Origin of the sequence: Arsenicibacter rosenii (assembly GCF_001870735.1) — a bacterium.
Lineage (GTDB): Bacteria > Bacteroidota > Bacteroidia > Cytophagales > Spirosomataceae > Arsenicibacter > Arsenicibacter rosenii.
This window is the reverse complement of the sequence record NZ_MORL01000004.1, coordinates 170,177-182,557: the sequence shown is the minus strand read 5'-3', so window position 1 is coordinate 182,557 and position 12,381 is coordinate 170,177. Positions and strand designations below refer to the sequence as shown.

The 12,381-nt window shown below is 53.8% G+C and carries 10 protein-coding genes; 2 read left to right on the top strand and 8 right to left on the bottom strand.

What is annotated here, in order from left to right:
• Nucleotides 1-84 precede the first annotated feature (84 nt).
• From BLX24_RS09810 to BLX24_RS09800, 3 genes are all read right to left on the bottom strand, one after another.
• Entirely contained in the window at nucleotides 85-783 is a 699-nt protein-coding gene (locus BLX24_RS09810) for an L-ribulose-5-phosphate 4-epimerase (RefSeq protein ID WP_071503204.1), read from the bottom strand.
• A 90-nt stretch (nucleotides 784-873) separates the two neighbouring features.
• Complete coding sequence (gene araA / locus BLX24_RS09805; protein ID WP_071502951.1) at nucleotides 874-2,370, bottom strand: L-arabinose isomerase; 1,497 nt, start codon at nucleotides 2,368-2,370, stop codon at nucleotides 874-876.
• Nucleotides 2,371-2,524: 154 nt separating this feature from the next.
• On the bottom strand, nucleotides 2,525-4,156 hold the full coding sequence (locus BLX24_RS09800; RefSeq protein WP_071502950.1) for a ribulokinase: 1,632 nt from the start codon (nucleotides 4,154-4,156) through the stop codon (nucleotides 2,525-2,527).
• Nucleotides 4,157-4,322: 166 nt separating this feature from the next.
• Here BLX24_RS09800 and BLX24_RS09795 point away from each other — a divergent pair, with 166 nt between their 5' ends.
• Nucleotides 4,323-6,110 (top strand): PQQ-dependent sugar dehydrogenase, encoded by a 1,788-nt coding sequence (locus BLX24_RS09795; protein ID WP_083421897.1) that lies wholly within the window; start codon nucleotides 4,323-4,325, stop codon nucleotides 6,108-6,110.
• 101 nt (nucleotides 6,111-6,211) lie between these two features.
• Here BLX24_RS09795 and BLX24_RS09790 read toward each other — a convergent pair whose 3' ends face one another.
• The 5 genes from BLX24_RS09790 to BLX24_RS09770 form a co-directional block, all read right to left on the bottom strand.
• Nucleotides 6,212-7,018, bottom strand: a complete 807-nt coding sequence (locus tag BLX24_RS09790; RefSeq protein WP_071502948.1) for a DUF3108 domain-containing protein — start codon at nucleotides 7,016-7,018, stop codon at nucleotides 6,212-6,214.
• Between the two features lie 15 nt (nucleotides 7,019-7,033).
• Nucleotides 7,034-8,071, bottom strand: a complete 1,038-nt coding sequence (locus tag BLX24_RS09785; RefSeq protein ID WP_071502947.1) for an aminopeptidase — start codon at nucleotides 8,069-8,071, stop codon at nucleotides 7,034-7,036.
• Nucleotides 8,072-8,230: 159 nt separating this feature from the next.
• Nucleotides 8,231-8,461, bottom strand: a complete 231-nt coding sequence (locus BLX24_RS09780) for a hypothetical protein (RefSeq protein WP_071503203.1) — start codon at nucleotides 8,459-8,461, stop codon at nucleotides 8,231-8,233.
• An 87-nt stretch (nucleotides 8,462-8,548) separates the two neighbouring features.
• Entirely contained in the window at nucleotides 8,549-9,883 is a 1,335-nt protein-coding gene (locus BLX24_RS09775; protein ID WP_071502946.1) for a sensor histidine kinase, read from the bottom strand.
• Nucleotides 9,880-10,557, bottom strand: a complete 678-nt coding sequence (locus BLX24_RS09770) for a response regulator transcription factor (RefSeq protein WP_071502945.1) — start codon at nucleotides 10,555-10,557, stop codon at nucleotides 9,880-9,882. Before BLX24_RS09770 ends, BLX24_RS09775 begins: the two co-directional genes overlap by 4 nt.
• A gap of 414 nt (nucleotides 10,558-10,971) precedes the next feature.
• Between BLX24_RS09770 and BLX24_RS09765 the strand changes: the two genes are divergently transcribed.
• On the top strand, nucleotides 10,972-12,378 hold the full coding sequence (locus BLX24_RS09765) for a TolC family protein (RefSeq protein WP_071503202.1): 1,407 nt from the start codon (nucleotides 10,972-10,974) through the stop codon (nucleotides 12,376-12,378).
• Nucleotides 12,379-12,381 lie beyond the last annotated feature (3 nt).

Genomic DNA, 12,381 nt, shown 5'->3' with positions numbered 1-12,381 from the left:
TGAGGTTTAGGTTTAAAGGCCACACAGGCACATAATTAGCCGCAGGGTGTTTTCTACTGTAACCATGTGCCTGTGGAGCAAAAATTAACATCCTTGTCCGTAATAGGCGTTTTTGCCGTGTTTGCGTTCGTAATGCTTCATCCGGAGCGTGTCCTTGATGCGTTCGGTGGCCGGATTAATCTGAAGCGTCAGGTAAGCCATCCGGGCCACTTCTTCCAGCACGGCGGAGTTATAGACGGCTTTTTCGGCGGTTTTTCCCCAGGTAAACGGTCCGTGATTCTGCAATAGCACCATTTCCATTTCCTTGTGCGATAAGCCCTTATCGGCAAAGCAGTTAAAAATCTGGTTGCCGGTTTCATACTCATAATCGCCGTCGATCATGGCGTCGGTCAGTACCGGGGCGCAGGGAATGTCCTGATGTGTATGATCGGCGTGGGTCGTTCCGAAAATCGGAATGTCCATACCGGCCTGTGCCCAGGCCACTGCGTAGGTGCTGTGCGTGTGCGAAATACCGCCGATGTCTTGCCACGTTTTATAGAGCAGCGCGTGGGTTTTGGTATCCGACGAGGGCCGCATTGTGCCTTCCACCACGTTTGCATCGTAATCAAGAATCACGATGTCGTCGGGTTTCAGCAGGTCATAGGGCACGCCGCTGGGTTTGATGGCAAACACGGCCCGGTCGCGGTCGACGGCGCTGACGTTGCCAAACGTAAAGAGCACCAGCCCCAGCTTCGGCAACTGCATATTCGCCTCGAAACAGGCTTCTTTTAAGGATTTATACATGAGTTCGTTATTCCGGATGGTTCTGGATTGTTGCTGATGGTTCTGTGTTGCTGATAACAACCAGCAACGCAGAACCATCAGCAACCAGAATTACGCGTTTTTGTAATACATCTCATTCCACCGGAGCTCGTTGCGGAGCTGGCGGAGGTTTGTGTCTTTGTCGATAACCACCAGTTCAACGCCAACCATGTCGGCGAAGTCGTTGATGTACTCGGTCGTCAGGTTCTGGCTGTAGACCGTATGGTGGGCACCACCGGCATAAATCCAGGCGGCGCAGGCGGTCTGCATGTCTGGTTTCGGTTTCCAGAGCACGCGCGCTACCGGCAGTTTCGGCAGTTCATGTTCGGCGGCTACGGCATCGACCTCATTGACCAGCAGACGGAACCGGTTACCCATGTCGATCAGTGACACGTTCAGCGCCGGACCACCGGCCGTGTTGAACACAAGCCGGACCGGATCGGCTTTCCCGCCGATACCCAGCGGGTGAATTTCGCAGGAGGCTTTCCCGTCGGCTATCGACTCGCAGATTTCGAGCATGTGCGCACCGAGGACCAGCTTGTTATTCGGGTCGAAGTGGTAGGTGTAGTCTTCCATGAACGAGTTACCGCCCGGCATACCGCTGGCCATCACTTTCAGCGCCCGTACCATCGCGGCTGTTTTCCAGTCGCCTTCACCGCCGTATCCGTAACCGGCAGCCATCAGCCGCTGCGAGGCAATGCCCGGCAACTGCTCCATGCCGTGGAGGTCTTCGAAGGTGTTGGTATACCCCTTGTAGCCGCCGTCCTGCAGGAAATGCTGCATACCCAGCTCAATACGGGCCGCTTCGCGCAGGGACTGATGCTGGGCACCGCCTTTGTGCAGGCTCTCCACCAGCCGGTATTTCTGTTCGTATTCGATCACGAGCTGATCAATCGACGCATCGGATACCTGGTTGATCACCTTCACCAGATCGCCGACCCCGTGGGTGTTTACGGCGAACCCGAATGTCATTTCGGCCGCTACCTTATCGCCGTCGGTCACGGCTACCTGCCGCATGTTGTCGCCGAAACGGACGAATTTTGCGCCCTGCATGTCGTACCGCGCTGCTGCCACGCGTGACCAGACGTTAATGGCCTGAATCACATCGTCCTGCTGCCAGTGACCAACCACTACTTTGCGGTTCAGGCGCATGCGGGTCATGATGAAGCCAAACTCGCGGTCGCCGTGGGCCGACTGGTTCAGGTTCATGAAGTCCATGTCGATGTCGCCCCACGGAATGTCGCGGTTAAACTGTGTATGTAAATGTAACAGTGGTTTTTTGAGCACATTCAGGCCCCGTATCCACATTTTGGCAGGGGAGAAGGTATGCATCCAGGCGATAATACCGATACAGTTAGGCGCCACGTTGGCTTCCTGACAGATGGCGTAGATTTCGTCGGGGGTTTTCACCACAGGTTTAAACACGACCCGCACCGGAATCTGATGTGACTGGTCAAATGAGTCGGCAATGATTTTCGAATGCTCATCGACCGTGCGAAGCGTTTCTTCGCCATACAGATGCTGGCTGCCCGTAACAAACCAGACTTCAAATTGATTTAGGTTGATCATACTAGTTCTATTGGCAACAAATTAGGGTACAAAGCCCCGGTTGCTTGCTAATCTTTGAATAATGTTCTACGTACCTTTGTCATCCCGAGCCTGCGAGGGATCTGATAACATTCAATGGCCAGGTAGCTCTTCTTCGCCGGATGACAAAAAAGTATTACCCCTCAATAAACTGCCCGATCTTCCGGTATTTAGCGTACAGCGCTTCGTAGACCGGCACCAGCGCAGGGCGGGGATGGTATTCAGCGTCGAAACCGGACGACATCGATGCCTGGGCATCCTGCATGGTCGGGTACAGACCCGCCGCCACGGCTGCACACATGGCCGCTCCCAGCGCACAGGCCTGGTCTGAACTCGCTACCTTGATCGGCATGTTCAGCACGTCGGCCAGTGTCTGCATCACAAACGGCGACTTCTTGGCAACCCCGCCGATGGCAATCACTTCCTTAATCGGTACACCTTCGCTGAGGAAACGTTGTACAATGCTTTTCGACCCGAAGGCCGTGGCTTCCACCAATGATTTAAAGATCTGCACGGCATCACTGCCCAGATTCAGACCGGTGATCGCCCCCTTCACCGTATGGTTGGCGTCGGGTGTGCGGCGGCCGTTCATCCAGTCAACCGATACCGGATCGTTCTCGGTAACCGGCAGGTTGGCGGCTTTCTCCGACAGCGACGGAATAAGCTTTTTGGTCAGTGCTGCCAGTTCATCGGCAGGCAGCAAGCCGTCCAGACCGCTCAGAATAACGCGCTGGAACCAGGCATAAATATCGCCGAATGCTGACTGACCGGCTTCCATACCCAGCATACCCGGAATGATCGACCCGTCGACCTGACCGCAGATACCACGGATCAGCAGGTGACCGATTTCGTCGTTCGGTGCGATCAGCATGTCGCAGGTCGAGGTACCGATCACCCGCACAAACGAATACGGCTTAATGTCGGCTCCGACCGCTCCCATGTGCGCATCAAACGCCCCGACCCCGATCACCACATCGGCTGGAATGCCCAGTTTTTCCGCCCATTCGGCCGAAATGGTGCCCATTGCTTCGTCAGCGGTATAGGTGTCATGGAATAACCGGCCGCGCAGTCCGCCCAGGAGCGGGTCAAGTTTTGTCAGGAAATCTTCGGCCGGTAAGCCGTTGAATTCAGCATGCCACATGGCTTTGTGGCCGGCCGCGCACCGGCTGCGCTTCATCGTCAGCGGATCGGTGTTGCCCGTCAGCACCGCCGACACCCAGTCGCAGTGTTCGACCCAGGAGAAGGCCTTGTCACGGATGGTTTCGTCGGCCCGCAGGGTACGCAGGATCTTCGCCCAGAACCACTCCGACGAATAAATACCGCCCACGTATTTGGTATAGTCGGTATCCCAGTGATGGGCCAGCTGATTGATTTCTTCCGCTTCGGCGTTGGCGGTATGGTCTTTCCAGAGGATAAACATACCGTTGGGATTTTCGGCAAATGCCGGCAGTAAAGCCAGCGGCGTACCGGTTTCGTCGACCGCGCAGGGTGTTGAGCCCGTCGTATCAACCGAAATGCCTTTAATGTTTTGTCGTACTTCGTCGGGAAGATTGGCCAATGCGCCTTTGACCGAGGCTTCTAATCCCTCCAGATAATCAAGGGGGTGCTGGCGGAACTGCGAAGCCGAGGGGTTGCAGTATTTGCCCTGTTTCCAGCGGATGTATTCGTGGACATGCGTGCCAACAGATTGGCCGGTTAGTGCATTCACGACAAGTGCGCGCACCGAGTCAGTGCCATAGTCGATGCCTATGACGTATGCGTGTTCCATGCTAAAAGCAAATTTGGGAGCAGGATGGAAAAAAAGCTTAGAATGTGTCAAAGAAACACATTTTTGATTTGCAGAACAAAACCAATAAGAAATATATTTTTAGCATGATACAGGGTTCTGCGGAAGGGGTAGTAAAAACGGGCGGCAGTTTCCTTTCTAAGTTGCCATGAATCAACAGGAAACGCATAGATTGACCCGTCCTCATCAACGAACAGGGTGGTATTTTGTATTGGCAGCCCTTCTCAGTATCAGCACAGGGGGCTTTGCCCAACAAATGGCCGGTAAAGCTACGGCCAAACCCATCACAACCGCTGCGGCCTATTCGGCCGACAAAACGGTGATAGCCAGGGGGCAGGCGCTTTTTCAGGCAACCTGCACCACGTGCCATAATTTCCGGCAAAAAGGAATCGGACCCAATCTGGCCGGTATCACCGGTGAGATGTCGGGGCCCTGGATCACTGCGTTTATCCGCAATGCTCCGGAAGTCATCAAAGGGGGCGATGTACGGGGCCTCCGGTTGTTTAAGGAGTACAACCAGTATATGCCCGCCTTCCCCGACCTGTCGGAGAGTGACCTCAGCGCTCTGCTGGCGTATCTGCATCAGCAGCCGAAACCGAAAGCGGAAACTGCAGACGCAAGGCCGTCGGTCCCGGACCCGATACCGGCCCGTATTCAGAAATCAGGATTACGGGTCACCCTGACGGAGGTCACCACCGCACCCGCCACGGCCAAACAAACGCCTCTGGCCCGCATCACCAAAATGCTGGTGTTGCCTGGCGCGAACGGCCTGCCTGACCGGCAGTTTGTGGTTGATATACGGGGCTTGCTGTACGAAATGAAGGGGGCCGATATGCTGGTCTTTATGGACATGGCTAAGGAGCGGCCGGCGATGATCAACTCGCCCGGACTGGGGACCGGCTTTGGTAGTTTTGCGTTTCATCCGGATTTTTACCGGAACGGTCTTCTCTATACATCGCATACCGAAAAAGCGGGGGCAAAACCTGCCGATTTTGCGTATGCCGATTCGGTAAAGGTAGCCTTACAGTGGGTGGTAACCGAGTGGAAAATGACGGATCCGGCGAGCCCCGCCTTTGCCGGAACCGGCCGGGAACTGTTCCGGGTAAATATGGTAGCGTCGATGCATGGCATGCAGGAACTGACGTTCAACCCGCTGGCGAAACGCGGCAGCCCTGATTACGGCTTGCTGTATATCGGAATCGGCGACGGAGGGTGTACCGAAAACGGTTTTCCGTTTATCTGCCGCGATAAAAGCCGTATCTGGAGTTCGGTCCTGCGGATTGATCCGCTGGGAAATAACAGCAAAAACGGACAGTACGGCATTCCGGCATCGAATCCGTATATGGGCGACGGTGATCCGGCTACGGCCGATGAAGTCTACTGCCGTGGTTTCCGGAATCCTAACCGTATCTGCTGGGCGCCCGACGGTAAAATGCTGATTTCAGACATTGGTCAGACACAACTCGAAGAACTCAACCTGGGTATTGCCGGTGCCGATTACGGATGGCCGGAACGCGAGGGGACTTACGTGATGAACTATCGCGGTAAAATGGACAAAGTCTATGCCTTACCGGCTAACGACCGGTCGATGGGTTATATCTACCCCGTTGCGCAGTATGATCACGACGAAGGCAATGCTTTCTCGGGGGGCTTTGTTTATGCCGGCAAAACCATCCCGTTGTTGACCGGCAAATACGTGTTCGGCGATATTGTAAACGGGCGGGTGTATTACGTAGAAAACCGTGAACTGGCCATCGGCCGGCAGGCTGTCGTGCATGAGCTGGACATTGAGCTCAACGGTAAGCTAACCTCTTTCCGCGAGCTGACCGGTACCCGGAAAACCGACTTCAGGATTGGCCAGGGGCTCAATCAGGAGCTCTACTTTTTTACCAAAACAGACGGGAAAATCTACAAGGTGACGGGTTGTTCGAAATAAAAAGAAACCACAGAGTACACGGAGTTCAGGCACTGAGTTGCACAAAGTTTTTATCTGTGTAACTCAGTGCTCAACCTCAGTGTACTCTGTGGTTAAAAACCTTACTTAAAAAAACGAAAGTCCTGCTTCAGTCCGCCGTAGTCGCGGATGTCCATATCGAGGGAGCCGATGGCGAGGTCGACCTCCACCTTCATCGGTACTTTATTGTTATCATCGGAGACCCAGATCCGGATGGAATCTTCATCTTTAAAGAAGCCGTTGGGCGGCATAACCGGATTTAGTTTAATGACATTGATCTTGCCGAATTTTGTTTTCAGGACGGCTTTCCCCTGATATTTGACCTTCATGTTGTAGATCTTATCGTCGAAAAACGCCGGTACTTCTATCACCTGACCAATGCCGAATTTGTTGAAATCAATCGTCCGCAGGAAGAAATAGCCGCTGACGACATCGTGGACATTGTCAGGTACTTTGAAAACGTCAGTGTCGACTTTTTCTTCCGACTTAGCGGTATTGGAAAAATGGTTGAACGTCACGTTTTCTTCTTTCCGGTAATTTCCTTCCTGAATATTCCGGTAGAAACGCTGCGGCAGAATGGCGCCGGTATCGACGTAGGAACGCCACGTATCCCGTACCCGTGTGACCAGATCAAACGCGCCGGTTGTACGGCCAAAGACATTGACTTTAAAACAAGGCCGGTCATTGACTTTATAAAGAGCAGGGGCCACATCGACGGTTGCTTCGGCTGCATTGATAAACCCGTAATGGACCCGGTATTCAATCCGCTCGCCTGGCCCGAAGCTGTTGTTCACAATACGGCGATAGGCATTCGCCAATGGATTTTCAATCGTTGTAAATCCAAACGCGACAGTCACTGCCAATAAGAGCCCGCCCAGCAATTTCTTCATAGTGCCAAAACCGTCTCAGAGCGACGGATAGGTTTGTTTAAGGTATGTAAAATAGCGTGTAAAATTACCCCCGAATTTTTGCTCAAACTCCGTTCTGAACCGGTTCTGTTGTTTCCGGTAGGTCAGATAGCCAATGAAATAGGCATTATTCGGAAGATTCTTCCTGTTTAAACGACGTTTTTTGAGCATGGATTGTTCCCGTTGATCATATAACGAGTCAGACGTTGCCACAATCTGCCGGATAAGCTGCCATTTTAACGTATCTTTTACCGGAACTGACATAGACGGCGTAAAAGAATGATACAAACTATCCAGTTTACGGGTCCCGCGCAGCACATGTTCATCGTACCGGTCAAAGAATGATTTATCGGCCAGATACTCCTTATACGGCCCGGACCCGGTACCGTATCGGGCTGCCAGAAACCGGAGCGCCCCGTACTCACCTACGAAATCGGCGAGATTTTCGTTGTACTCCAGGCTATTTTTAATGAACAGCGTACCGTGCGTCAGCTCATGGATGATCAGCTCGGCAAGACTGCCCACGGGCCGGTCGGTCATGCTCGACAAAATCGGATCGTTCAGAAAACCCAGCGTCGACCAGGCCGATACTTCACCGATCCGGGTGTCATATCCTTCTTTTTTGAGTTCCTGTTGCTGCTGATCGGCCCGGTCTTTGTCAAAAAAGCCCTTGTACGAAAATGTACCCAGAATCGGGAAGGTCCATTCGCGGGCGACCAGCCGGTAAGGTTCCGCTGCCGTAATGACCCAAAGGATCGGCTTTCCCTGCTGATCATAATACGACTCGTAGCTTCCGGATGGGTTTAATCCAAGAGAATCAATGGCAAAACGCTTAATTTCCTGAATTAGTTTTATTTTTTGTTTTGTTGAATCAGGGATTGCCGGATCGCTCAGGACGTCGGGAACAGGCCGTGTATTCCAGAGAATCCGCAACTGCCCGCGCCCCTGCATCCAGCCGTAACTAATCAGTTCGCGCTGCCAGATACCGGCAATAAGCAGCAGCCCCCCCAATCCAATCCAGATTTTTTTCCACATACCGGCAAAGATAACAGTAGAGACGCAACATCTTGCGTCTCCTCACCGGCAGGCTGATTCGTGGCCGTCAAAACGAGCTGCGCGATGCAAAATGAGCCGCAAGCCGCAAGCCGCAAAACGAGCCGCAAGCTGCAAACCGAGACGCAAGATGTTGCGTCTCTACAGATCGGACAGTTCAGGAATCAGGGTAGCCTGAAAACCGGCTTTTTCAACGGCGGCGATAATTTGCTCCGATACGCGGTTGTCGACGGTTTGTACGGTTAACAGGTGATCCTGATGCTGCGGATCAATGTTCCAGCCGTCAAGCGGTTCAATAGCATTCAGCGGGAGGGTTACCGCCTCAATAGCGTCGTCAGTCGTTATATTTGTTTTGAAATTTAAGGTCTTCATGGCCTCGTCACACATGGTTCATGGCTCATAAACTCAGCCGACGGCATTTTGGTCAGATAAACGAGCGAATGACACCCGGAAAGCCGGTTAGCGCAGACAGATGCGGTGTTCGCCATCAGCAAACGTATAGGTGATGGTCAGACCGTAGCTGTCGCCGATTTGTTTGACGATGGCCAGCCCCAGCCCGACTGAATTCATCGGGGCGTACTGTTTCGGGGCGTTTTCTTCTCCAATTGTTTCCATACCCTCATTATCATGGGGCGTAGGGGAGACGTAAGGTGTTGCGTCTCTGCCTTTTTTGAACCGTTCGAACAGGCGGTCGGGCGGGATGGTCGGGGCGGGGCCGGTGTTGCTGATACACAGCTGGCCGGTAGTAGATTCGATGCGGATCAGCCCGCCGGGAACGTTGTGTTTGATGGCGTTAGAGACCAGATTGCTCAGCAGGACTTCGGCCAGAACCACCGGCAGCATACGCGGGAAGGTGGCAGTGCCTTTGGTGAAAACCCGCAGTTGTTTATGCTGTAGAACCTCATCCATGTCGCAGAGTTTTTCGGTAATCAGCACGTAGAGATCAACCAGATCGACATCGGCAAACTGGCGGTTTTCAATTTTGGCCAGCAGCAGTAAGCCCTGGTTTAGTTTCGACATCCGCCGTGAGGCCCGGTAAATCTCATCCAGCCAGTAAGACTGGGATTCGGTCAGGGTGTCCGACTGGATCAACTGCTCAACCCGGGCGTTGATCAGGGCGAGGGGCGTCTGGATTTCGTGGGACGCATTTTCGGTAAATTCCTTCAGGCTCTGGTAGTCCTGATGAATTTTTTCCGACATCTTCTGTAACACATCGTTCAACTCGTTGAACTCAGTAATTTCTTCGGCCGGCAAGTGGAGGGGCGTACTGCTGCTCAGGTCAAACTTCCGGACTTTTGCTAAGGTGTTGTAAAACGGTTGCCACAACTGACCTGAAAGGCGGCTCTGGAACCAGAAGGAGCAAAGGAACAGCAGACTCAGAAAGGCGATCATCGACACCGTGATGACTTCGATCAGCCGATAGGACTGAATAAGCGACTTGCGGATCGATACGCGGTGGGCCTGCCCGTTGATGCGGGTATAATAAGTCAGTTCGCGGAAGGGGACCAGTTCGTGGTCATACCGGTTGAGGATCAGGGTATCCTTAAAGTCTTCGGTGGGTAAAGCGTGTTTAACGGGCACCACCGCAATTTTATTCTCCACAAAGTAGCCCCCCTGCCAGCTGTTATGGGCCTGAATGTAAGCTTCAAAATCCCGTTTCTCGACCAGCAACCGGCTCTCGACTTCGTCGTAAATGACCAGCTTGATGATGGCATAGAACGCCAGCGCCGTCAGCAGGTAAATGCCCGTCGAAAAAGAGAGGTAAACGCGGTTGGTTTTGGTCAGCAGCTTCACGAAAGTCCGAATTTATACCCGATGCCGTAGATGGATCTGACGTAGTCGGCAGCTCCTTTCTCAATGAGCTTCCGGCGCAGGTTTTTAATATGCGAATACACCATGTCGAGCGAGTCGGCCGAGTCGATGTCGTCGCCCCAAAGGTGCTCAGCGATCGAAACTTTGGTCAGGGCTACGTCAATGTTCGACAGGAAATAGAGCAGCAGGTCGTATTCCTTGCGCGACAACGGGGTTTCGCGGTCATGAATATACACCTTCCTTGAATTAGGTAAGACCTGAATTTCCTGAAAGCGGATTTCATTGTGCCCGCCGAAATTCCGGCGACGGATCAGCGATTTGACCCGCGCATTCAGCTCCGACAGGTGGAAAGGCTTGGTCAGGTAGTCGTCGGACCCGATTTCGAGGCCTTTGATTTTGTCTTCGAGCGCGTCGCGGGCCGAAATGATAATAATGCCGGTGGTTGCCGAAAGGGACTTCAGGCTCTTGATCAGTGAAAAGCCATCGCCGCCCGGCAAGGTCAGATCCACCACTACGCAGTCGTAGCGGTAGAGGAAAATTTTCTCATCAGCCTCGGCGTAGGTCGACGCAATTTCGCAGATAAACCCTTCTTTTGTTAAATAAGCGGAAACGCTTTCGGCCAGCCCCCGTTCATCTTCAACAACCAGCATTTTCATAACATTGTAACGGCGAATTTGGGAGGAGACGCAAGATATTGCGTCTCTACGGGATAACGAAAGTAGGCATCAATTCTGGAAACAATCTGGAATATTCCCCAAATTCCCCGCCCCGCCCCCGTACGGGCGACCCCACGTGGTCGCCCTTTTAATAGCCACGTGGTCGCCCTTTCCGATTAATAGCCACGCGGTCGCCCTTTTAATAGCCACGTGGTCGCCCTTTTCCTGAATCTTCTGCCAGCATTACGGGATTGACGGGATTTCCGGAACTTTATAGGGAAAAGGCAATAAATACGGTCTGATTTACCGATTCAGGCTCCGGATTCCCAAATGTTTCCAGAATTGAGCTATTTTTTTGCGGCTACAACCTGAATGTACTTGTTGCCTGTTATGCTCTGTTTTGAAAAACTATTGATGAATACGCATGCCGGCGGCTGCCGGCTACGGCCCTGGATTGGCTGGCTGGCTGCGGTCTACATGGCACCGCTACTGCCCGTGGCGGGTCAATCGCTCTCCTTATCCCAGGTACTTGATCAGGCCACGCAGCAATATCCGTTTCTGAAAGCCAAACAGGCCGAAGTCAGCAGTGCCAAAGGCCGGTTGCAGGCCAGCAAAACGGACCTGCTGCCGGTGGTCATTGTGCAGGACCAGTACACCTATTCTACCAACAATAGCCTGACCGGCTCGTTTTTTCCGAATGAAGGGACGAACATTTCGACCTCGGGGGGCATACGACCGGAGAACATCCACCAGGGCGTTTTCGGCAGCTTTACCTCCGCCGTTATTGAGTGGCGCGCTGTCACGTTTGGCCGGGTAAAAGCCAGTATCAATGCTGCGCAGGCCGATGTGAACCGCTCGCAGGCCGATCTGGACAATGAACTCTTTCAGCATCAGATCCGTACGGTCGATGCGTATCTGGTCCTGTTGATTCAGCAAAAACTCGTAGACATTCAGCGGGCCAACCTCGAACGGGCGCGCACGTTCAAACGGACGGTTGATGCGGGTGTACGCTCCGGGATGCGGGCGGGTGTCGACAGTGCGCTGGCTACTGCCGAACTGGCCCGTGCTCAACTGCTGCTGCTCGACAGCCGCCAGCGCGCCCGCGTGCAGCGTCTGCGCCTGTCGGAGCTGACGGGCAGGGTTCAGGACAGCGTGCAGGTCGACAGCATGCGGTTTTATACGGCGCTGCCGGTGCTCCCGGCCAACGCAGCCAATGCCTTTCTGAAAAATCCGTCGCTCCGCTTTTTCCAGTCGCAGGTGGATGCCGCCCGGGCCCGTAGCCTGGCCGTGCAGCGGTCGGGGATGCCGGTGATTTCGCTGGTCGGGGCGGGCTGGGCACGCGGGTCGGGCGTAGCCAATAACGGTGATGCTTACCGGACCGATCTGGTCAGCGGAATTTCGTATCAGGTATCCAACTACCTGCTGGGCGTAGTGGCCCGCTGGAACCTGACGGGCATGTTACGGGCTAGGCAGGATTTTAAAAGCGAACAGTTTCAGGTCGAACGTTTCCGGCAGCTCTACCATGACCAGCAACTGCGGCTGAACCGCCAGAGCCGTGAGGCCGACACGCAGTATGAGGTGGCCCTCGAACAAGCCCGGCTGGCACCCGTCCAGCTGGTGGCCGCCCGTAAGGCCTACGAACAGGCCCGCGCCCGCTACGGAAACGGACTGACCGACCTGCCCACCCTGGTGCAGAGTTTCGTAACGCTGAACCGTGCAGAAGTAGACTGGTATGTGGCCAACAGCAACGTCTGGCGTGCTCTGTTGCTCAAAGCGGCCGCTGAAGGCGATCTGCCGCTATTCATGAATCAGGTAAACTAAGGC

Coding starts and splice junctions, on each gene's coding strand:
- BLX24_RS09810 (WP_071503204.1), bottom strand. CDS start 783: ATGTATAAATCCTTAAAAGAAGCCTGTTTCGAGGCGAATATGCAGTTG.
- araA (WP_071502951.1), bottom strand. CDS start 2,370: ATGATCAACCTAAATCAATTTGAAGTCTGGTTTGTTACGGGCAGCCAG.
- BLX24_RS09800 (WP_071502950.1), bottom strand. CDS start 4,156: ATGGAACACGCATACGTCATAGGCATCGACTATGGCACTGACTCGGTG.
- BLX24_RS09795 (WP_083421897.1), top strand. CDS start 4,323: ATGAATCAACAGGAAACGCATAGATTGACCCGTCCTCATCAACGAACA.
- BLX24_RS09790 (WP_071502948.1), bottom strand. CDS start 7,018: ATGAAGAAATTGCTGGGCGGGCTCTTATTGGCAGTGACTGTCGCGTTT.
- BLX24_RS09785 (WP_071502947.1), bottom strand. CDS start 8,071: ATGTGGAAAAAAATCTGGATTGGATTGGGGGGGCTGCTGCTTATTGCC.
- BLX24_RS09780 (WP_071503203.1), bottom strand. CDS start 8,461: ATGAAGACCTTAAATTTCAAAACAAATATAACGACTGACGACGCTATT.
- BLX24_RS09770 (WP_071502945.1), bottom strand. CDS start 10,557: ATGAAAATGCTGGTTGTTGAAGATGAACGGGGGCTGGCCGAAAGCGTT.
- BLX24_RS09765 (WP_071503202.1), top strand. CDS start 10,972: ATGAATACGCATGCCGGCGGCTGCCGGCTACGGCCCTGGATTGGCTGG.